General features: G+C 69.9%; 22 protein-coding genes, 2 tRNA genes and 1 pseudogene. 10 read left to right on the forward strand and 15 right to left on the reverse strand.

The annotated features are described in order from the left end of the window. Window positions 1-12: 12 nt before the first annotated feature. The 3 genes from ygfZ to IE157_RS01410 form a co-directional block, all read right to left on the reverse strand. Window positions 13-1,236 carry a CAF17-like 4Fe-4S cluster assembly/insertion protein YgfZ gene (ygfZ, locus tag IE157_RS01400; RefSeq protein WP_193518906.1) on the reverse strand — a complete coding sequence of 408 codons (1,224 nt, stop codon included), beginning with the start codon at window positions 1,234-1,236 and terminating at the stop codon, window positions 13-15. Next, complete coding sequence (locus IE157_RS01405; RefSeq protein ID WP_193518907.1) at window positions 1,233-1,841, reverse strand: nitrobindin family protein; 609 nt, start codon at window positions 1,839-1,841, stop codon at window positions 1,233-1,235. The genes ygfZ and IE157_RS01405 overlap by 4 nt, the downstream gene beginning before the upstream one ends. 115 nt (window positions 1,842-1,956) lie before the next feature. After that, window positions 1,957-2,565 (reverse strand): hypothetical protein, encoded by a 609-nt coding sequence (locus IE157_RS01410; RefSeq protein WP_035959995.1) that lies wholly within the window; start codon window positions 2,563-2,565, stop codon window positions 1,957-1,959. A 181-nt stretch (window positions 2,566-2,746) separates the two neighbouring features. Here IE157_RS01410 and IE157_RS01415 point away from each other — a divergent pair, with 181 nt between their 5' ends. From IE157_RS01415 to asd, 7 genes are all read left to right on the forward strand, one after another. Further along, entirely contained in the window at window positions 2,747-3,436 is a 690-nt protein-coding gene (locus IE157_RS01415) for a winged helix-turn-helix transcriptional regulator (protein ID WP_193518908.1), read from the forward strand. 32 nt (window positions 3,437-3,468) lie between these two features. After that, complete coding sequence (mshD, locus tag IE157_RS01420) at window positions 3,469-4,380, forward strand: mycothiol synthase (protein ID WP_085108431.1); 912 nt, start codon at window positions 3,469-3,471, stop codon at window positions 4,378-4,380. Between the two features lie 74 nt (window positions 4,381-4,454). Beyond that, window positions 4,455-5,405, forward strand: coding sequence for an NUDIX hydrolase (locus IE157_RS01425; RefSeq protein ID WP_167318168.1), 951 nt, complete (start codon window positions 4,455-4,457; stop codon window positions 5,403-5,405). 137 nt (window positions 5,406-5,542) lie between these two features. Continuing rightward, window positions 5,543-6,361 (forward strand): thymidylate synthase, encoded by an 819-nt coding sequence (locus tag IE157_RS01430; RefSeq protein WP_144998286.1) that lies wholly within the window; start codon window positions 5,543-5,545, stop codon window positions 6,359-6,361. Then, window positions 6,358-7,104, forward strand: coding sequence for a dihydrofolate reductase (locus IE157_RS01435; protein WP_193518909.1), 747 nt, complete (start codon window positions 6,358-6,360; stop codon window positions 7,102-7,104). The genes IE157_RS01430 and IE157_RS01435 overlap by 4 nt, the downstream gene beginning before the upstream one ends. A gap of 33 nt (window positions 7,105-7,137) precedes the next feature. Continuing rightward, window positions 7,138-7,482, forward strand: a complete 345-nt coding sequence (locus tag IE157_RS01440) for a GNAT family N-acetyltransferase (RefSeq protein ID WP_082943131.1) — start codon at window positions 7,138-7,140, stop codon at window positions 7,480-7,482. Between the two features lie 27 nt (window positions 7,483-7,509). Further along, window positions 7,510-8,646: an aspartate-semialdehyde dehydrogenase gene (gene asd, locus IE157_RS01445; protein ID WP_193518910.1), complete on the forward strand. Its 1,137-nt coding sequence runs from the start codon at window positions 7,510-7,512 to the stop codon at window positions 8,644-8,646. Window positions 8,647-8,713: 67 nt separating this feature from the next. Here the strand turns inward: asd and IE157_RS01450 are convergent, their stop codons facing one another. The 10 genes and pseudogenes from IE157_RS01450 to IE157_RS01485 all read right to left on the reverse strand — a co-directional run bounded on the left by IE157_RS01450 (window position 8,714) and on the right by IE157_RS01485 (window position 14,119). Beyond that, the gene (locus IE157_RS01450; protein WP_193518911.1) at window positions 8,714-9,121 is read right to left on the reverse strand and encodes a PGPGW domain-containing protein; all 408 of its coding nucleotides are present in this window, start codon (window positions 9,119-9,121) and stop codon (window positions 8,714-8,716) included. 88 nt (window positions 9,122-9,209) lie between these two features. Continuing rightward, on the reverse strand, window positions 9,210-10,343 hold the full coding sequence (locus IE157_RS01455) for a UDP-N-acetylmuramate dehydrogenase (RefSeq protein WP_193518912.1): 1,134 nt from the start codon (window positions 10,341-10,343) through the stop codon (window positions 9,210-9,212). A gap of 11 nt (window positions 10,344-10,354) precedes the next feature. Next, window positions 10,355-10,837, reverse strand: a complete 483-nt coding sequence (locus IE157_RS01460; protein WP_098055971.1) for a MaoC family dehydratase — start codon at window positions 10,835-10,837, stop codon at window positions 10,355-10,357. Beyond that, complete coding sequence (locus tag IE157_RS12755; RefSeq protein WP_318281328.1) at window positions 10,834-11,283, reverse strand: FAS1-like dehydratase domain-containing protein; 450 nt, start codon at window positions 11,281-11,283, stop codon at window positions 10,834-10,836. Before IE157_RS12755 ends, IE157_RS01460 begins: the two co-directional genes overlap by 4 nt. 429 nt (window positions 11,284-11,712) lie before the next feature. Beyond that, window positions 11,713-12,141: pseudogene (locus tag IE157_RS12760) on the reverse strand (substrate-binding domain-containing protein); the annotation flags it as partial. Next, window positions 12,059-12,469: a hypothetical protein gene (locus IE157_RS13045; protein ID WP_143470095.1), complete on the reverse strand. Its 411-nt coding sequence runs from the start codon at window positions 12,467-12,469 to the stop codon at window positions 12,059-12,061. The gene IE157_RS13045 and the pseudogene IE157_RS12760, both read right to left, overlap by 83 nt. Before the next feature lie 36 nt (window positions 12,470-12,505). Then, window positions 12,506-13,168 carry a Na/Pi cotransporter family protein gene (locus IE157_RS01470; protein ID WP_193518914.1) on the reverse strand — a complete coding sequence of 221 codons (663 nt, stop codon included), beginning with the start codon at window positions 13,166-13,168 and terminating at the stop codon, window positions 12,506-12,508. 279 nt (window positions 13,169-13,447) lie between these two features. Then, window positions 13,448-13,521, reverse strand: a tRNA-Met gene (locus IE157_RS01475). A gap of 53 nt (window positions 13,522-13,574) precedes the next feature. Then, a tRNA-Thr gene (locus IE157_RS01480) sits at window positions 13,575-13,646 on the reverse strand. 308 nt (window positions 13,647-13,954) lie between these two features. Continuing rightward, a complete protein-coding gene (locus IE157_RS01485) occupies window positions 13,955-14,119 on the reverse strand; it encodes a hypothetical protein (protein WP_193518915.1) in 165 nt (54 codons plus the stop codon). Between IE157_RS01485 and IE157_RS01490 the strand changes: the two genes are divergently transcribed. Both IE157_RS01490 and IE157_RS01495 read left to right on the forward strand, forming a co-directional pair. Further along, window positions 14,120-14,500 (forward strand): hypothetical protein, encoded by a 381-nt coding sequence (locus IE157_RS01490; protein WP_193518916.1) that lies wholly within the window; start codon window positions 14,120-14,122, stop codon window positions 14,498-14,500. It begins immediately after the preceding gene. A gap of 153 nt (window positions 14,501-14,653) precedes the next feature. Further along, on the forward strand, window positions 14,654-15,295 hold the full coding sequence (locus tag IE157_RS01495) for an MBL fold metallo-hydrolase (protein ID WP_193518917.1): 642 nt from the start codon (window positions 14,654-14,656) through the stop codon (window positions 15,293-15,295). A gap of 241 nt (window positions 15,296-15,536) precedes the next feature. On the opposite strand, the gene IE157_RS01500 is transcribed toward IE157_RS01495, so the two are convergent. Beyond that, complete coding sequence (locus tag IE157_RS01500) at window positions 15,537-17,849, reverse strand: DEAD/DEAH box helicase (protein WP_404820543.1); 2,313 nt, start codon at window positions 17,847-17,849, stop codon at window positions 15,537-15,539. A 78-nt stretch (window positions 17,850-17,927) separates the two neighbouring features. Then, complete coding sequence (locus tag IE157_RS01505; RefSeq protein WP_318281246.1) at window positions 17,928-19,676, reverse strand: DUF2079 domain-containing protein; 1,749 nt, start codon at window positions 19,674-19,676, stop codon at window positions 17,928-17,930. A gap of 103 nt (window positions 19,677-19,779) precedes the next feature. Between IE157_RS01505 and IE157_RS01510 the strand changes: the two genes are divergently transcribed. Continuing rightward, complete coding sequence (locus IE157_RS01510) at window positions 19,780-20,778, forward strand: DNA-3-methyladenine glycosylase family protein (RefSeq protein WP_064846704.1); 999 nt, start codon at window positions 19,780-19,782, stop codon at window positions 20,776-20,778. Window positions 20,779-20,840 lie beyond the last annotated feature (62 nt).

The raw sequence follows: 20,840 nt of genomic DNA on the forward strand, positions 1-20,840 counted from the left end.
AGTCGTGTTAGGTCAGAGCCGCATTCCGCCGCCGCGCGGACCGCGCATGAGCCCCTGGGCCCGGCCCACCACGGACCCGGCATCCGGGGGGACCACCACGGTCTGGGCGGCGGCCCACTGTTCGGCGGGTGCGTCCGCGGACGTGCCGCCCGCGGCGTCGTCGGACGCGCCGTTGCCGTTCGATGCGGCCTCCTTCGAGCCCTGCACGACGGTGTCCCGCACGGTGAGCACCGCGTCCGGGGCGACCGAGCGTTTGAGCACGGCGAGCGCGATGGGGCCGGCCTCGTGGTGCAACTGGGCCGCGGTCACGCGACCCACGACCTTGCCGTTCAGCTCGACCGTGGCCCCGGGGCCCGGGAGCGTGTGCTGGGAACCGTCCAGGTCCAGGAACGTGAGCCGGCGCGGCGGGTGGCCCAGGTTGTGCACGCGGGCCACGGTCTCCTGGCCCTTGTAGCAGCCCTTGGCCAGGTGCACGGCGGTGCGCATCCAGTCCAGTTCGTGCGGAATGGTCTTCTCGTCCGTGTCCGCGCCCCAGCGCGGCCGCCAGGCCTCGATCCGCAGGGCCTCCGCGGCCCACGAACCGGCGAGCGAGTACCCCTGTTCCTCGAGAGCCGCGACCGCGGTCTCCAACGACGCGAGCGGAATCAGGTGTTCGTACCACGAGCGCGCGGCACCCGGGTGGTCCTCGGTCACGGCGTAGGCGTGACCGCCCGCGCCGACGCCCGGCCACGGGTCGTGCCACACCAGCACGGGGTTGGTCTGGGCGGGAAGCAGCTCACGAAGGTCCCGCGTGGCGACGAGCACCGCCCAGCGGTCACTGACGTCCTCGATCTCCACCCGCAGGGCGAAGCGCATGGTGGTCAGCCAGTCGGCGAGCCCTGCGGCCTCCCGGGCCTCGGTGATCAACCACGTGGTCCCGCCATCGTCGACCACGTGCGGAGCGAATTCCACGCGGCCCTGGATGCTCAGGAAGAGGGTTTCGGTACTGACTCCCGGGCTCAGTCCGGTGAGCACCTGCGACGACAAGGTGGTGAGCCAGCTCAGTCGATCGGGGCCACTCACGGTCACGACGCCGCGCTGGGACTGGTCCACCACGGCCCTCCCCCGGGCCAGGGCGCGCTGTTCGTGCACGGGGGCGCCGTAGTGCGCCGCGACCCCCTCGTCCAGCGCTTCCGCGGTCACGGCACCGTGGCGGTGCAACAGGACGGAGGAGTATGAGGGTGCGGTGTCAGTCACTTCTGGGGTTCGACCTTGCTCAGTTCGGCGGAAGCGTGCGTAGCGAGTTCGTGGCCCTGCGCGGCCATGTCCCACGCCCACATGAGGTGGTTGTTGACGAGCCCGTAGAGCCGGGTCCCGGAGACGTACTCCTTGGCACCGCGGGCACGGATCACGGCGTCCGTGCTGAGGTCCACGCGCGGGCCCTTGATCTGGCCCAGGTACAGCTCGGCGACGCCGCCGGGCTGGGCGATCGTCACGGAGATGTCGAAGCCGCCGTCCGCGTTGCGCAGGTCCTCGACGTCCTGTGCGGACTTGAGCACGGGCACGGGGTCCGGCGGGAGCATCCCGGGTCCGATGTCGCCGTCCTCACGGAGACGGGCGAGCTCCCAGAACCCTTGTTCGTACGTGGCCTCGCGCTGGGGTTCGCCCTCTTCGTTGAGCAGCGTGGTCCGCGCGCGGTAGATCATGAACGGTAAGCCGGTCTGTTCGAACGTGACGCGTTGCCGGAAGGCACGCTGTTCGGCGTCGCCGTATCCCATGAAGCCGTTGCCCTCCCACGTGCCCAACAGCCATGCGAAAGGAACGAGTTCGGGGGTCAGGTCCGTGGGGATCTCGACGGGCACGAGTTACAGCTGGCCCTTGAAGAGGCTGAACACGACCTTCAAGGAGATTCCGAGGATGCACAGGCCCGCGAGGCCGAGCAGGACGAGGTAGAAGATTTCGAGAGCAAGCATGGCTTCACGCTACCACGGCGGCCAGTAGCTGGGTCGCGAAAACGGCCACCATACCGAACAGTGCCACGGGTGTGACACCGAGCGTGATCATGCCCCTGCGGCGCAGGTTCTCGGGGGCCGCGGAGATCACGCGGGCACCGGCGACCACCAGGATGATGGTCAGCGGGGCGCCCACGCCCGCGACGGTGAGCCACCTGCTCAGTCCCTGGTCGTGGGCCACGCGGGAGAACGCAATCCACCCCGAGGCGGCAACCGCGGCCAGGACCCCCGTCGCGGAGGCCAGCGCGGATTCCAGACGGTACTTGGCACCCTCCCCCCGCACGAGTTCGGCCACGCACACGGCCATGAAGGACACACCGATGATCGCGGGCAACCACACGAGGCGCTGGGACGGGACGAGTTGTACGAGCAGGCACGCGAGGGTGCCGGCCACCGCGATGAGCACGTTGTGCCGGCGCCGCGCCTGGATCCCCGCGGCGGCGGGCCACCCCACACCGATCGTCACGGCCATGGCCACGGACACGAGCAGCGGCGCCCACGAGCCGATCACGCCCGCCGTGAGCGCGAGGACGAGCGCCACCACGGCGGCGACGATGATGCGCGCGTACTTCATGGCGGGGTTCCTTCGGGGCCGAGTGCGGGCGGTGTGGTGCGTACCCGTTTCAGCGTAACCGGCGCGGGCCTCGCGGCGGGTCACGTGTACCCCCGCACGTCCACGGGGCCCGCCTATACTGGCCCGGTCATCGGCCGTGCCCGCGCGGGAGCGGTCACCTCGCGTCCGAGCGGATCCCACAGTGACCCACATCGCCCTGCTCAGCACCGCCTCCCCCGCCGTGGAGTCCGCGCTGCCCGCGCTCGAGCTGCTGCCGCACCGGGTGCGGGTGCACGCCCCGGACGAGAGCAGTGGACTGACCGGGTCCGCGCGCCCGGACGTGGTGATCGTGGACGGCACCCGCAACCTCGTGACGGCGCGCAACACTGCCGTCTCCCTGTCCGGGCTCGAACGCCCGCTGCCCGTGCTCGTGACGGTGACCGAAGGCGGGATGGCGGCCGTGGCGCCGTCATGGTGCGTGAGCGACGTCCTGCTGCACACCGCGGGACCCGCCGAGATCGAGGCGCGGTTGCGCCTCGCGCTCGCCGACGCCGGGACGAACGCGCTCGAGAACGACGACGCCGTGATCCGCGCCGGGGCCGTGGTGATCGACGAGAACTCCTACACCGTGAAACTGGGCGGGCGGGCCCTGAACCTCACGTTCAAGGAATTCGAGCTGTTGAAGTTCCTGGCCCAGCACGCGGGCAGGGTGTTCACGCGCCACCAGTTGCTCTCCGAGGTGTGGGGCTACGACTACTACGGCGGGACGCGCACGGTGGACGTCCACATCCGTCGGCTGCGAGCCAAACTGGGTGCGGATCACGAGCACCTGATCACCACGGTGCGTAACGTGGGGTACAGCTACACCGCGGGCAGGGACCAGACGCCCTGATCGCGCGCCATGACCCACCGAGGAGGCATCCCATGTCCGTGACCGTGACCGCCCACGACGACATCCCGTTCCCCGACGATCTCGTGGCGCTCGCCGAGCGCGCCCACGCCGCGGACGGCGAACCGCCGTTCTCCGACCAGACCCTCGTGGACGTGCGCTCCGGCCGTGCGGGGGTCACGTGCGTCGCGGCCACCGACGGCGAGCGCCTCGTGGGTGCCGCGGTGGTCGTGCCGCAGCCGGATCGCGCGTCCACGTACACGGTGGAGCTCGTGGTGGACCCCGAGCACCGCAACCGGGGTGTGGCCACGGCGATCGCGGGGCAGCTGCGCGCTCAGCTGGACGGCACCGTGGAGGCCTGGGCCCACGGCAACCACGTGGCCGCGCAACGCCTCGCCGAGCTCCACGGTCTCGAGGCCGTGCGGGACCTCTACCAGCTCAAGCGCGCCGTGGCCGGCGCCGAGGACGTCCCCCTGCCCGTGGACCTACCGGAACATCTCGAGATCCGGGCGTTCGAGGTGGGCCGGGACGAGCAGTCGTGGTTGCGGGTCAACGCCGCGGCGTTCGCCGAGCACCCCGAACAGGGCCGCATGACGCTCGCCGATCTGCAGGAACGCGAGAACGAGTCGTGGTTCGATCCCCGGGGTTTCCTGCTCGCGGTCGCCGCGGACGACCCGGATGACGTCGCGGGCTTCCACTGGACCAAGGTGCACCCGGCCTCGGGGGACGCCGCGGCCATCGGTGAGGTCTACGCCGTGGGGATCGCCCCGGACCACCAGGGCCACGGACTCGGCCGCGCCCTGACCGCGGCGGGCATCAACCACCTGGCCGAACAGGGGCTGGACGAGGTCATGCTGTACGTGGACGCGGACAACCCCGCGGCCGTGGCGCTGTACGAATCCCTGGGCTTCGAGCGCTGGCACGTGGACGTCATGTACCGCAGCTGAGACGGCTACGATCGTTACCGAACCCCGCCCGCGCCGCGCGGTCGAGTCGAGCGTCCGACTACGGAGAGCAGGTCATGGCGAAGAACAAGACCCTGAGTAAGTACGACATCCTCGCCGCCGGCTGTGTGTGCTGGCGGGTGGTGGACGGCGAACTCCAGGTGTTGGTCATCCACCGCCCCCGCTACGACGACTGGTCCTGGCCCAAGGGCAAGCAAGACGACGGCGAGACGCTGCCGGAGACGGCCGTGCGCGAGCTGCGCGAGGAAACGGGGTTGCACATCACCCTGGGGGTCCACCTCGCGGACACCGAGTACACCGTCCGCGGTCATGACAAGCTCGTGCGCTACTGGGCCGCGGAGGTCTCCCCGTTCGCCCACACGTCCCCGGAGGACGACGAGGTGGACCGGATGAGCTGGTTGCCCGTGGCCCGGGCCCGCTCGATCCTGACCAACGAGGACGACACCGCTCCCCTGGACGAACTCGCCCGCCTGTACGCGCGGGCCTCCCTGGCCACCCGCCCCGTGATCGTGATCCGCCACGCCAAGGCCAAGCCGCGTTCCTCCTGGCAGCGCGCCGAGGGGGACCGCCCGCTCGCCGCCACGGGCAAGCGTCAGGCGCTCGCCGTGACCCGGTTGCTCGCCGCGTGGCAACCGACGCGCGTGGTGACGTCCCCGTGGTTGCGCTGCATCTCCACCGTGGTGCCCTACGCCAAGAAGTACGGGATCAAGGTCAAGGAGCGCTCACAGCTGACGGAGGCCGCCCACAAGCGCCATCCCAAGCGCGCGGCCCAGGTCACCGAGCAGCTCTTCGACACCGAGCGTCCCGTGGTGCTGTGCACCCACCGCCCCGTGCTGCCCACCGTGTTGAAGGTGCTCGCCAAGCACCTGCCGCCCGCGCTCGCAGCGCAACTGCCGGACGCGGACCCGTACCTGAGCCCCGGTCAGATGATCGTGCTGCACATGCCCCGGGCCTCGCAGAGCGCCCGCGCCGTGGGCTTCGAGATCATTTCCCCGTTCGACGACTGACACCACCCCGACCGCCGGGCCCCCGGCCCGCGTTCATGCCCACGCCGACGCCGCTGTCCCCACCCGGGCGCGCCCCGACCGTTCGTGAGGTGCGCGCCGCGCGGAGGCCGCCGCAGCGGCGTCGTGAGAGGAGACCCATGCCCATCCCCACTCCCTACGAGGACCTCCTGCGGGACGTGCTCGAGAACGGGACCCCCAAGACGGACCGCACCGGCACGGGGACGCTGTCGGTTTTCGGACGCCAGATCCGCTACGACCTGGGCGGCTCCTTCCCCCTGCTGACCACCAAGCGCGTGCACTTCCGCTCGGTGGCGCTCGAGCTGCTGTGGTTCCTCTCTGGCTCCTCCAACGTGCGCTGGCTGCAGGAGCGCGGGGTGAGCATCTGGGACGAGTGGGCAGATGAGAACGGGGACCTGGGGCCCGTCTACGGCGTGCAGTGGCGCAGCTGGCCCGCCGGGCACGGGGAGACGATCGACCAGATTGCCCGCGTGGTCGAGTCCATCCGCACCACTCCGGACTCGCGCCGGCACATGGTCACCGCGTGGAACCCCGCGGAGGTGGACCGGATGGCGCTGCCCCCGTGCCACGCGCTATTCCAGTTCTACGTGCAGCCGCGCGAGGACGGTCCGGACGCCCTGAGCTGCCAGCTGTACCAGCGTTCGGCGGACCTGTTCCTGGGCGTGCCATTCAACATCGCGTCCTACGCACTGCTCACCGTGATGGTCGCGCAGCAGTGCGATCTGGTCCCGGGTGAGTTCGTGTGGACCGGGGGTGACTGCCACATCTACTCCAACCATTTGGAGCAGGTGCGCACCCAGCTCGCGCGTGAGCCCTACCCGTACCCCCGGTTGCAGTTGCGCCGGCGCCCGGAGTCGATCTTCGACTACGAGTTCGAGGACTTCGAGGTGCTCGACTACCAGCACCACCCCGGTATCAAGGCCCCGGTGGCGGTATGAACGGGGACGTCGTGAACGGGCAAGGCTCGGACGCGCTCGCCGCGATCGTGGCTCCCGCAAAGAGTGAGCGGCGCCCGAACGGCGAGAGCAACGTCGCCGTGGGCGGGATCTGGGCGCAGTCCCCGGACGGCGTGATCGGGGCGGACGGCAGCATCCCGTGGCACGTGCCCGAGGACCTGAGGTTCTTCTCCCGCACCACCGTGGGACACCCGGTGATCATGGGTCGGCGCACGTGGGAGTCCTTCCCTGAGCGTTTCCGGCCCCTGCCGGGCCGGCCCAACATCGTGATCACCTCCCGTCCGGACTCGGTGCCCGCGGACGGTTCGCGGGTGTGGGCCGTGGACTCGTACGACGCCGCCGTGGCCCTCGCGCTGCGCCTGCTGCCCCCGGCCCCCGGCGCCGACGACGCCGCGCCCGCCGGGACCTCGTCGCGCACCGACGCTGCCTCCTCGGACGGGCCATCGCTCGTGCCGGGGACCGCGCGCGAGATCTGGGTGATCGGCGGCCCGGGGGTGTGGCGCGAGGCCGCCGCGTACGCTCCGCTGCCCCTGACCCGGGCGCTCGTGACCACCATCGAGCTGGACGTCACCGGCGACACCCACGCCCCACACCTCGACGACGAGTGGGCGCGGCGCGAGGTCGCGGACTGGGCCGAGTCCGCCAAGGGGGTCCGTTACCGGATCGACGAATACACGCGCGGTGCCGCGACCGGGACCGTGACCAGGGGCGATGGGATAGCGTGATGGGACACACAGCTCGAGATGGAGGTCCCCGCCGTGACGACTGAACCCACACCGCAGATCAACAACAGCCCGGACCTGAAGGTGGTCCCCAACCACGACGCTTCACGTTACGAATTGTGGGACGGGGAGCAGTACATCGGGTTCCTGGGCGTGGAGGTGCTCGAGGACGGCACCGTGGACCTGCAGCACACGATCATCTCGGAGGCCTTCGGCCGCCGCGGATACGCGCGGACACTGGTCACGCGCGTGCTGGACGACTACCGGCAGCGCGGCCTCAAGGTCCGGGTCACGTGCAGTTACATCCAGGACTACATGCGTCGCTTCCCGTCCTACCGGGAGCTGCTGGCCACCACCCCGGACCCGCGGACTCGGGGCTGAACACGGTGCCTCGTTAGACTGGGGCGCATGACTTCACAACCCGCCGCCGTAGGTTTCATCGGATGGCGCGGCATGGTGGGCTCCGTGCTCATGGACCGCCTGCGCGCCGAGAACGATTTCGCCCAGCTCGATCCCGTGTTCTTCTCCACCTCCAATGCGGGGGGTCCGGCCCCCTCGGTCGGGAGCGCCGGGGATCCTGGTGTGCTGCAGGACGCCCACGATCTCGAGGCACTCTCCACGTTGCCCATCCTGGTCACGACCCAGGGCGGGGACTACACCAAGGCCGTGCACAGTGAGCTGCGCAAGAACGGCTGGGACGGCATCTGGATCGACGCCGCCTCCACGCTGCGCATGAACGACGACGCCGTGATCGTGCTGGACCCCGTCAACCGGGACGTCATCGACGCCGCCCTGGACCGCGGCGTCAAGGACTTCGTGGGAGGCAACTGCACCGTCTCGTGCATGCTCATGGGGCTGGGCGGGCTGTTCCGCAACGAGCTCGTGGAATGGGCCACGTCCATGACGTACCAGGCCGCTTCCGGTGGCGGTGCGCGCCACATGCGCGAGGTCATCCAGCAGTTCGGGGACATCCACGCGAGCGTCGCCGACCCGTTGGCGGATCCCGCCTCCGCGATCCTGGAGATCGACCGCGCCGTGCTCGCCAAGCAGCGCGGCGGTGAGCTGGACACCACCCAGTTCGGGGTCCCGCTGTCCGGGTCCCTGATCCCCTGGATCGACGCCGATCTGGGTAACGGCCAGTCCCGCGAGGAGTGGAAGGCCGAGGCGGAGACCAACAAGATCCTGGGCCGCTCCGGGGACCGGACCATCCCGGTGGACGGGTTGTGCGTGCGGATCGCCGCGATGCGTTCCCACTCCCAGGCGCTGACCGTCAAGCTGCGCGAGGAGGTCCCCGTCGCGGAGATCGAGCGCTTGCTGGACGCGGACAACGAATGGGCCACCGTGGTGCCCAATACCAAGGAGGACTCCATGCGGGACCTCACGCCGGTGGCCGCCTCCGGGTCCCTGCAGATCCCGGTGGGGCGTATCCGTACCATGTCCATGGGACCGCAGTACATCTCCGCGTTCACCGTGGGCGACCAGTTGCTGTGGGGCGCGGCGGAGCCCGTGCGGCGCATGCTCAAGATCGCCACGGGAACCCTCTGATCATGAGGTTCTGATCCGGGCGTTTCGGTGCGCGCGTTGATCCGCGCGTTCGATGGGGTTCCCGGACCTAGCGAGGATCTTCAGGGGTCGTGGCCCGCATGTGCCGCGGCCCCTGCACCATGGTGTGGGGCTTGTCCCGGGCACGCCGGTAGCGCCACTGCGCCATGATGTTGGCCCACCACCGCCATGCACGCAGCGCGACTTGCTTGATCCGCTGATTCAGCCGGTGGGCCCATTCGAACTCGGTGCTCCAGATCCCCAGCCCCAGGAAGATCGCAAGCCACCCGGGCCCGGGCGTCACGAGCATCACGATCCCCGCGAGCACGAACACCCCGCCGAGCACGATCACGGTGGCCTTGTGCAGGACCCGCAGCACGGGGTGGCGCTCGGACCACGCGCGCAGCCGCAGCACCGCCCGGTGCACCCGGCCCCCGCGTTCGCCGCGCTCGATCTCCTCGTGCAGCTCGGAACTCATGCGCGCGTCCCACTCAGGTGGTGCGACGCGCCGGCGCCGCTCGCCCCGATCATCACGACTGTTCCGTTCGTCCCATGGGTCGCGCTCGTCAGAGCGACAGCCCGATCAGCACGGGCTCGGGGGCCAGTCGTACGCCGAAGACCTGTTCCACGCCGCGCTGTACCGTGCTCGCGACGGCGGCGACGTCCTCCCCGGAAGCGGTGCCCCGGTTCGTCATGGCCAGCGTGTGCTTGCCGGACAGCGCCGCGCGTCCTCCGGCGACCTCCCCGCCGTCCAGGTCCAACAGCTCGTTTCGGGTGCCCAGCAGCCCGAATCCCTTGCCGAAACCGGCGTGGTCGATCAACCACGCCGCGGAGAATTTCACCGCACCGGGAACTTCCTGTCCCGTGGCGTCCAGGACCGGGTAGCGGGGGGCGTCCGCGGGGATCCGATCCGTGAGTTCGTCCTCCGGGACCACCGGATTGGTGAAGAAGGACCCAGTGCTGAACGTGTCCCTGTCCTCGGGGTCCAGGACCATGCCCTTACCCGCTCGCAGTCGCAGCACGGTGTCCCTCACGGTCGCGAGCGGTGCGCTCTGGCCCGTCTCGACCCCGAGAGCGGCGGCCAACTGGGCGTAGCGCACGGGCATCGACTGCTCCTGCCTGCGCAGGCGGAACGTCACGGACAACACCACGTAGCGCGGTGAACCGTGAGTCATGCTGCGTTTGAGCAGGGAGTCACGGTAGGAGAATTCCAGGTCCGCGAAACCGAACGTGAGCTCCTTCCGGGCTTCCCGGTCCCACACCCGCACCCGCACGATGCACTGGGAGACCTCCGCGCCGTACGCGCCCACGTTCTGCACCGGCGTGGCACCCGTGGTGCCCGGGATCCCGGCCAGGGTCTCCAGACCGGCAAGCCCGCGCTGCACCGTCTCCCGAACGGTGTCCTCCCACGGCTCTCCCGCGGCGACGTCCACGAGCGCCGTCTCCGAGTCGCGGTCGGCCGAGCCGTCCTCGTCCGTGACCGTGATCCCGCGCGTGGCCACGTGCACCACGGTTCCTGCGAACGGCTGATCGGAGGCGAGGATGTTGGAGCCGCCGCCCACGATCAACACGCGCTCACCGGCGTCGTCGGCGTGGGAGACCGCGTCGACGAGTTCCGCTTCCGTGGTCACCTCCACGACCTTCTCGGCGGGGCCCCCCACGGCCGTGGTCGTGAGGTGGGACAGGCGTGGTGCGTTCATGAGGCACCACTCTAGTGCGGGAACTGCACAACCGCCTGAGCCTTGACGAGCACCTTGAGCTCCTTGGCCTCGGCTGGATCCGTATCCGGTTCGGAAAGGTCCGGAGCGGTCACGGTGAGGTCCACGCGCACCGTACGCGCCTCGGGATCCACGACTCCGATCACCCCGCTCACGGTCAGCGCGGTGCCCGGGACCACGCGGTCCTCGAACGCGTTGGGGACCACCACGGGCTTGCTGAACCGGGTCTGGTAGTCCACCACGGCGCCGGGATCGCCAGCCCACTCGGTCACCAGCGCCACGGCCGCACCCATGGTGAACATCCCGTGGGCGATCACGTTGGGCAAGCCCACGCCCTGCGCGAAATCCTGGTTCCAGTGGATCGGGTTGAAGTCACCAGACGCGCCCGCATAACGCACCAGGTCCGCGCGCGAGACCTCCACGCGGCGCTCCCCGATGGACTGACCCTTCTCGAGCTCGTCGAACGTGATGTTCACTGGTCCTCCCCGCGTACCAACAACGACGACACGGTGGTCGCCACCTTCTCCCCCGACACCGTGGTGATCTCCACGCGAGAGGTCACCATGGCCCCGGATCCCAGGGGACGCACGTTGTCCACCGTGACCGCGGCGGTCAGCTCGTCCCCGGCGACCACGGGGCGGTGATGCGTGAACCGCTGGTCCGCGTGCACTACGCGCGAGAAGTCGATCCCGGCCTCGGGATCGTTGACCAGGGCGGCGTCGGCCCGCTGGGACACAATGATCGCGAAGGTGGGCGGGGCCACGAGGTCCGCGTACCCGGCAGCGCGCGCCGCGGCGACGTCGTGGTGGGCGGCGTCCATGGCGTGGACGGCGCTCGCGAACTCGCGGATCTTCTCGCGGCCCACGAGGTACGGGGGGATGGACGGGTAGGTCCTGCCCACCACGTCGGCGGATATGGCCATGACTCTCCTCGATCGCTGGGAAGAATTTCTCCCAGAGTACTGGGCGAGCGGGCCCGCACGAACTACCGGGGCCGTGCACGCGCTCGTCCAGCCGCGCCCGGGCCTGCGCGTAGGCGTCCTCGGACAGCGGGTAGAAGAACGCCCGCGGCACGATCGAGGGGCCGTGGTCCAGCAGGTGACGGACGTAGTCCTCCACCGCGGGGTTCTCCTCGAGCGCGGTGCGCGAAACGTCGACGTGGAGTTCACGGCCGAGCGGGTAGCGCCCGGAGACCACGGACTCCCGGTCCGATGCCACGCCGTCCACGGACAGCGTGGTGATCCGGTTGCGACCCCCTCGGGTGCCGCGAGGTAGTTGTCGACCCCCATGAAGGCCAGGGAGTACGGTGCCTCGGCGGCCCAGTGCGCGACCTGCGCGAGGTCCGCACTGTGCTCGTAGTCCTCGCGGATGGCCCCGGGTTCCCCGTTGACCTTCTGGGTGAAATCGAGGAACCTCCCGGACCCCTGGTTGCGACCGAACAGGTCCATGGGCTCGTGGGGCCAGCCTTCCCGCAGGTCCGACCACGTGTCCACCGAGGATCCCGGTTCCCAGATCCGCCGCAGCTCCGCCATCATGATGTCCCGGACGGCCTCGTTCTGCTCGTTGGCGATCAGCACGATCGCGTCCAGGGCAATGGGCAGTTCCACGTACTCCACGCCGTTGTCCGCGCACGCCGCGCGGAAGTCCACGGGGTCCTCGGGGCCCGGGATGGGGGTCGAGGCGTTGTTGATGTCCGATTCACCCGCGCAGAACTTCTCGAACCCGTTGTTGCTGCCCTCGGACGAGATCTGCGCGTTCGTGCCCGATTCCCGCACGGCCATCGCTTCTTCCCCGCTTCCCGGTCGGTGCTCGCGGCGCCCCGTCCGCGGCGTCGTCCGCCCGCTCGCCCCACGGCCTGCCGGCACGCTGCTCACGCACCGCGCCGCGTACGAACGCGCCCACCGCCCGCCAATCGACCCGGGCCTCTTCGAGCAACGTGGCCAGCCTGTCGATCTCGCGGTGCTGGGCCTCACGTTCCTGGGACGTCTCGCGCCATTGCCGACGCCGCTCCAGCTCCTCTCGCAGCCGGGCCACCCGTTCCTCGGCGCCGGCGATCAGTTGCAGCAGTTCTCGTTGGTCCGTCGAGGTGGACGGGTGTTCGGGGTTCATGCGGTCGCTCTCCTCGGCGCTCGATGTGGCTCGCGATCAGAAGACGGAGGTCAGCAGGATCATCACGCCCGGGATGGCGACGAACACACCGAGCACCCAGATCACCACGTAGAGCGTGTTCTCGGCGCCCAGGTTCCCGAGCCACGCGGCGGCTTTGACGGGGATGGGCCGCAGGAGGAGGATGCCCATGATCACGGCCATCGCGAAGACGTTGTAGAGCAGGTGCACGGTTGCCGCCGTCATCCCGGCCGTGCGCTCGATCCCGGAAAAACCGAACGCCGCGATGATCGCCGTCATGGTCGTGCCGATGTTGGCGCCCATCAGGATGAGGATGGCCGTGCCCAGCGGCAGGCCACCCGCGACCATGCCCACCACGATCGAGGCGGTCGTGGACGAGGACTGCGTGAGCACGGTGGCCAGGATGCCGATGGCCAGACCAACGAACGGGTTCTCGGCGACACTGAACAGCTCCTCCGCGCGCCCACCCGTGGCGGCGCTGAAACCGTCACCAATCCACCCCACCGCGGTGATCAGGACATAGATGCCGAACGTCACCAGGAACCACTCGAGGACGTTGCGCGTGCGCTCGGAGACCGGCAGCCGCGCCAAGATGTTGGGTGTCTGCTCGTCCTTCTCGGGACCCGACTGCGCGTCCTTCTCGGTGGGTCGCTGTGCCAGCGTTGATCCGCTACCCGACATGGTGCCTCGCCCCTCCGACGTCCGATTGTGCCCGCCCGCCCCGGAGGCTGCTCCGGAGTGCGGCGCCCTGTTCCTCGAGTGGAACAGGGCCAAGCGGCCGCGAGGTGAATCGGGCTCGTCCGCGAGTCGACCTGACGGACGGGTGGCTCAGCGATCGGCGAGGAGGTCGCCCGCTCCCGGACTGCTCAGCAGCGGGTGGTGCGGGACCGGTTGTCCCGGACCAATTGTGCCCGGGGACGACGAAGGCGCCGCTCCCCGAGGGGAACGGCGCCTGAACGGTAGCGGTGGACGGGCTCGATCCGTCGACCTCACGATTATGAGTCGTGCGCTCTAACCAGCTGAGCTACACCGCCACATCATGGATGAAACCCACGGTTCGCAAAGAGCCGCAGGTTCTCATCATGAGAGCCCCGACCGGGAATCGATCCCGGGACCTCCATCTTACCAAGATGGCGCTCTACCACTGAGCTATCGGGGCAACGCGGAATACTCTAACAGGAGATGAGCGGGTCGCAAAAACGAGCACCTCACCCCACAAGCCGCGCCGATTCACCCGCCACGGTGTGCTCCTTGATGAGCCAGCGGGCCTCGGGGGCGTCCGCCCGACCGACCGCTTCCACGAGGTCCCTGTGCAGGTCCAGGCGGAAACGGATGTACTCGTCCAGGGGGCATCTCCAGGGATGGCTGCACCGAGGCGGTGCGCACCTCCACGACGTCCAACAGGCTCAGGTAGATGGAACGCAGCAGTTCGTTGGGACTGATCCGGGCGATCCTCGCGTGCAACTGCTAGTTGGAGCGCACGAAGGCCACCGGGTCCGGGGCCTCCCACGAGCTCATGGCCAACAACGTGTGGGCCAGGTCCTTCCCGGGCACCGAGATCGCGCGCCGCAAGGCGTGGGGCGGGCGCGACGACCTGCGGGTCGAGTACAACACCGCGAGCCCTTCGTCCATGTGCAACATCGGCCAGCACGATCTGGAGCCCATCCTGCGGCCGCCGGCGAGCGCCACGGGGCGAGCATCCGGTTCGGCACCGAACTGCTCGAACTGACCCAGGGCGGCCGCCGGGTCTCCACGATCGGTCTGGTGGGCCGCGGGCGGTTCACCCTGCTGACCGGGATTGGCGGGGCGCCGTGGCGCGAGGCCGTTCGCGTCGTCGGCGAGGAACTGGGTCTGCAGATCGCCGTCCACGGCATCGGTGCGGGACAGGACCTCGCGGATCCCACCGCCGAACTGCGCGCCGCGCTGCACAGCAGCCTGGGCGCCCCCGCAAGGAATGCACCCGACGCGCAGAACGCCCCCGCCCGGGGCGAACTGCTCACGGAAGGAGCCTGATCATGGCCCTGGGACTGTTGGTCATGAGCCCGACCCTGGGGCTGTAGCTCTTCGGCTGAGGCACGAGAACCACCACTGCAGCATCACCGAGGCGGAGCTCGCGCACCGCGTCACGAGTGACCCCGAGAAGTGGGGACCAAGGCGGGCCCGCCCATGGCTGCGGACCGCGCCGGGATCTCGTCCGCACCGATCGTGGACGGGCACACGTACCTGGTCGATTGCGGACGCGCCTGCGTACCCCAGTTCCACAAGGCGGGGCTGAGCTTCGCGTCCCTGCGGGGGATCTTCCTGACCCATCTGCATGCCGATCCCGTGGCCGACTACTTCAACTACTTCATGATGGCGTCCACGACAGGCCGAAAGAACGGGGACGTTATCCCCGGCCAGCTCGCGGTGTACGGTCCCGGGCCCGCGGGCGGTCTGCCGGAACCGTTCGGGGGTCGGCCGGTGGGGATCGCGAGCCCGGAGGAACCCACACCGGGCACCAAGTCCATGACCGCGCACCTGCTGCGGGCGTTCGCCTACACGAACAACATCTTCATGCGGGACGAGGACGTCCGGGACTACGACTCCCTCGTGGCCGTCAACGAGATCATGCCCCCGCACTCCGCCCACGTGATGGTTGAGGACATGGGACCCGTGGCGCAGGCCTCCCATGTGGACCACATGGTGCTCTCGCACATCGAGAACACGGGCGGCACCATCGATCCCGTGGAGTGGCACCGGCTGGCCAGCCGCGGCTACGACGGCGCGGTGACCGTGGGGCAGGACCTGCAGATCATCACGGTGGCCTGAGCCGCACGCGTCAGCGCTCCTCACACCTCACGGGAACATGAGAAGCAGAAAAGGGCCGTGGCCGGGACGATCGTCCCGGCCACGGCCCTTTGTGCTGTCACTCACCGGCCACGCCGATGACCGACCACGTCAGCGACCATCCCGGCTGAGCCGGTCCTGCTCAGTCGGCCGGCTCAGTGGCTCGCAGCGAACCGGCGAATCCGCGAATCAGCGGCTCACGGTGAGGCAGTGAACCGACAAATCAGCGACCCGAGTAGCCGCCGTTGTCCGGGCGGTTCTTCCGACGCGGCCGGTCCTGCTGGTAGGACCCGCCATGGGAACGGCCGCCGCCGCGATCGTCGCGGTAACCGCCACGATCCTCGCGGTACCCACCGCGATCCTGATAGCCGCCCCGGTCCTCACGGTATCCCCCGCGGTCGTTGCGCGGGCCCCGATCCCCGCGGTACCCGCCCCGGTCGTTGCGGGGTCCACGGTCACGGTCACCGCCGCGGAAGGGCTTGCCCCCGCGCGCGCCACCGGGTCCGCGATCCTCCTGGATCCGGATGGGCGAACCGTTGATCTGGGTGTTGGCCAGCTTGTCGAGGGTTCCCGCGGGGAGGTTCTCGGGCAGACCCACAAGCGTGAACGTGGGGCGGATGTCGATCGCACCGATCTGCGAACCGTTGAGACCGCCCTCGTGCGTGAGGGCACCCACCACGGCGCCGGGGACTACGCGATCGCGGTGCCCCACGGCCAGCTTGTAGGTCTTCATCCCCGCCTCGTCCCCCGGGGAACGGCGATTGCGGGGGCCGTCGCCGTCACGGCGCTCGCGGTCCCGCTTGCGCTGCGGCAGCTCGGGCAGGTCCTCCAGGAGGAACGGACGGCCGTTCTGGGCGATCACGGCGAGCGCAGCGGCGACCTCGACGGCGTCGACGTCGTGCTCGGACTCGTATTGCTTCACGAGCTCACGGAACAGCGAGAGGTCCTCGGAGTCGATGGTCTCCTCGATCTGCTGCGCGAAGTTCTCCTTGCGGGTCTGGTTGACCTCGTCCGTGGAGGGCACGCGCATCTGTTCGACGGGCTGGCGGGTGGCCTTCTCGATCGCGCGCAGCAGGTACTTCTCGCGCGGGGTCATGAACAGGATGGCCTCACCCTTACGCCCCGCGCGGCCGGTGCGGCCGATGCGGTGCACGTAGGACTCGGTGTCGTGGGGGATGTCGTAGTTGACCACCAAAGAGATCCGCTCGACGTCCAGACCGCGGGCTGCAACGTCCGTGGCCACGAGGATGTCGATCTTGCCGTCGCGCAGCGAGTCCACGGTGCGCTCGCGCAGGTTTTGCGGGATGTCACCGTTGATCGCGGCGGCGGTGTAGCCGCGGGCCTTGAGCTTGTCCGCGATCTCCTCCGTGGCGGCCTTGGTACGCACGAAGACGATCACGCCGTCGTAGTCCTCGACCTCGAGCACGCGGGTCATCGCGTCCAGCTTGTGCGGGCCCATGACCTGCATGTACCGCTGCCGGGTGTTGCTGCCCGTGGTGGTCTTGGCCTTGACCGTGATCTCCTGGGGGTCGTGCAGGTACTGCTGCGCGATCCGGCGGATGGCCTTGGGCATAGTGGCGGAGAACAGAGCCACCTGTTTCTCCGTGGGGGTCTGCGCCAGGATCTTCTCGACGTCCTCGGAGAAGCCCATGCGCAGCATCTCGTCCGCCTCGTCCAACACCACGTACGCGATGTCGTCCAGGTTGAGCGAGCCCTTGGCCAGGTGGTCGATCACGCGCCCCGGGGTTCCCACGACCACCTGCGCGCCGCGCTTGAGGCCCGCGAGCTGCGGACCGTACGAGGAGCCGCCGTACACGGGCAGCACGGTGAAGTCGTCCAGGTGGGTCGCGTAGGAGCCGAAGGCCTCGGCGACCTGCAGCGCGAGTTCGCGGGTCGGCGCGAGCACCAGCACGCGCGTGCTGCGCTGCGGGCCGTGCAGGTCGGACAGCTCCGCGAGCTTGGACAGTGCGGGCACCGCGAACGCGGCGGTCTTGCCCGTACCGGTCTGCGCGAGCCCGACGACGTCGCGGCCGCTCAGCAGCGCGGGGATCGTCGCGGCCTGGATGGGCGAGGGGTACTCGTAGCCCACCTCGTCCAGTGCCGCCAGCACACGCGCGTCCACGCCCAGTTCGGCGAACGTAGGCAGGTTCGGTTCGGACTTCTCGGCGTCGGCGGGCTTCTCCGTGGAGCTGTTCTCGGCGCGCTTCTCGGCAGAGTCGTTCTCGACGGGCTGCTCGGCCGGCTCGGCGGCGTCGTCGTCCCGGGCGGGCTGCTCGGCCTCGGAAGGCTGGTCGGCGGGCTCGGTTGCCTCGCCGCTGTCGGTGCGCTGCGCGTCGACGACGACGTCGTGGTTGTCGGGGGCGTCGGTCACGGCGGGAGCGGCGTCGCGCTCGGGGGTTTCGTGCTCGGGGGTCTCGTTGTGGGGATTTTCGTTCTGGGACAGGGAGTCAGTGGACACGGAAGAACCTCGCTTCGGTGGAATGGAGTGATTGTCACCGGTGCGCGCGGTACTACCGCTGAAGTCCTGGACCGACATGCCCGCTACGGCGAAACGGTTACGACAGACAAGAAACCGGGATGATAAACCACTAGCCTACCGCACGGCCGGGCCATGTTAGGCCGATCTGCGGGCCACCACGATGTTCGCCTCGTCACTCACGACCGTGTAGTCGACCCCGTACATGTCCCGCGCGTAGCCCGTGACGTCCGCCGGTGGCTCGCCGCTCCACGTCCCGCCGAGCCGGTCCACGACCACGTACTCGGGGGCGGGATCGTCCCCGTTGCCGATCCAGTGCACGCGGGTGGTGCTCACGAGCCCGTTCATGAGCGAGAGGTCCGTGGCCACGCTCGCCCCGTGCGGGATGCGCTCCACCGCGGCGGCCTTGGCGTTGTGACGCGGATCGGGTTGCCATGCCTCGGCGGTGGCCAGTTGCGCGAGCGGTTGCTGGGTGCCCACCGCGAGCGCGACGACCAGCGCCGCCCACGGGGCCGCGCGCGCCATGGTGCGCAGCACCGCACCCTCGCCGGGGAGGAACGGTGAGCGGTCACGGGTGAGGCGTCCGTTCGAGGCCCCGCTCCCGGCATGATCCCCCGCGGTTCCTCGGCGCGCCGGGCCGTCTCGGACGACGACGTCGCTCCCCGCCTTCTGCGCGCGATCCGCATCGTTGCGGAGCCGATCGATGGCGTCCACGAGCGCCACGAAGACCACGGGCATCAACACCGCGCTGTAGTGCCACCCCGGCCCCCAGTAGCCGTGGTTGGGGGACAGCATGCGCCACGCGAGCGTGGGCAGCGCCACCAGCGCGAGGGGTGAGCGCACCGCCACCACGGCGCCGATCAGCAGCAGGAGCAGCCACGTGACAAGCTTCTCAACCGGGACGACCTGCAACACGACCACGGAGGCGGGATCGCGCAGCAGGAGTGCCAGGTCGATCTTGTCCGAGTACGCGAACTCCCCCGCGGGGTTGAGCGCGGGCAGGATCACCCCCACCGCGAGCGCGGAGGCCAGGACGCCCCACACCATGAGTGTTGCGCCCCACCGCGCGGCCGGATCCCGCAGGACCGCTCTCGCGGGATCCGCCGATGTCTGTCCGGCGCCGCGGTCCCCATCGTGGCGGGCATCCGCGGTGACACGATCCTCAGTCCCGTGCACGTGCACGGCACTGCGCCCTGCGCCGCGGTGGGTGTAGGCGCGGAACTCGGCCCAGCGGCGTCGTACCGCACGGCTCCACCCACGCGCGAACGGGACCAGCGCGTGACCGAGCATGAGCGCCCCGATCACCGCGACCGTGACCCCCAGGTCTTCCTTGACGAGGGCCACGGGCACGCTCCACAGGGCGGCCGCGCGCCACCGCCGTTCCCGCAGTGCGCACAAACCGAGCGCGAGCAGCGGCACGGCGAGCGCGATCTCGTGGAACTGCACCGCGACCGCGTTCTGCAGTCCGAAGCTCGCCGCGTACGCCACGCCGATCGCGACGGCCGGGGCGGGGCGCAGGACATGCAGGGCACACCGCGTGACGACGGCGGCGGAGCTCCCGAAGAGGACGTCCTGCAGGATCATGAGGGTGAGTGCGGAGGGGAACACGGCGTAAATCGGTGCCAGGACGATCAGCAGCGGGTGGAAGTGATCCCCCAGGAGATTGAACCCGTGGCCCTTGATGTCCACGATCGGTGCGTGTCCGGAGGCGTACGCGGAGAGCAGTTGCGTGAAGATCGCGTTGTCCCACGAGGGGACGTCCCAGCGGATCCACTGGCTCCAGGAGAACGCGCAGTACACCGCGGTCGTGAACGCTCCCACGAGGACGGGTAGCAACCATGCGGGACGAGTCCGCCCGGGGTCGGCCGATGCGGGGGAACGGGCCACGATCCTCCCTCCGGGATGCCTGTGCCGGGCGGCGGGGTTGTCGGACCCAGTATGCCAGCCGGGTGCGCGCGAGGGTGTCGGAGACCCGTGGCATCATCTGCGCATGACCACCACGGTGCGGACAGCGCGAATCACCGGTTCGGGGGACTCCCCCACCCGGTTGCGCTGGACGCCACCCGGGCCCGTGCACCTGGGCCAGACCCTGCGGGTGCTCGGGCGCGGTGCGGACGATCCCACGGTGCGCATCCTGAACGAGGACTGCGTGTGGATCACCACGCGCTCGAGCGGGTTGCCGGTGAGTGCGCGGTTCTCCCGCCCACCTCGCGTCGCGGGTGAGAACCCCCTGGACCGGGACGTCGTCGTGGACGCGTGGGGTCCGGGCGCGCAGCAGTGGTTGCCGTCCGCGCCCCGGTGGGTGGGCCACGGCGATTCGTGGGAGGAGTTCGAGTCCTCGGCGGGTTTTGCGCAGCTGCCGCACCGGCTCGTCAGGGCGCGCCACGACCACCCGGGGATGCGCTTGCCGGCCACGGGCACCGTCCTGGACCGCGCCGTCGTCTCCATCCTGGAACAGCGTGTCACGGCGATCGAGGCCGTGCGGGCGTACCGGGCGCTGCTGCGCTGGATCGGTGAGGAGGCACCCGGGCCCGCTCCGCGCGGGATGCGGGTGCCACCCACGGCCGAGCAGTGGCGCAGGGTGCCGTCCTGGCAGTGGCACCGGGCGGGCGTGGACCCCGCCCGTTCCGCGACGGTCATGCGCACGGTGCAGCGGGCGTCGGCCCTGGAGCGCCTTGGCCGGGAGCCGGATCCGGCGCGGGTGCGGGCCGCGGTGCAATCGATCAGCGGGATCGGTGTGTGGACGGCCGCGGAGATCACCCAGTGCACCCACGCGGACCCGGACGGCGTGAGCGTGCGGGACTTCCACCTGGCCGACTACGTGTGCTGGTTCTTCGACGGCGCCCCCGGATCGGACGAACGCATGCTCGAACTGCTCGAACCGTGGCGGGGTCACCGGCAGCGGGTCGTGCGGCTCATCAAGGCCAGTGGGCACCGCAAACCCGCGTTCGGACCCCGCCTCACGCCCCAGGATCATCGTCACCACTGACGGGGTTTGATGGGCCCGCCCCTGGATCGGCGCCGCCGCGGCGAATGGGCTACTCCAGAGCG

Source organism: Kocuria marina, from assembly GCA_014652975.1.
In the GTDB taxonomy this organism is placed as follows: domain Bacteria; phylum Actinomycetota; class Actinomycetes; order Actinomycetales; family Micrococcaceae; genus Kocuria; species Kocuria marina.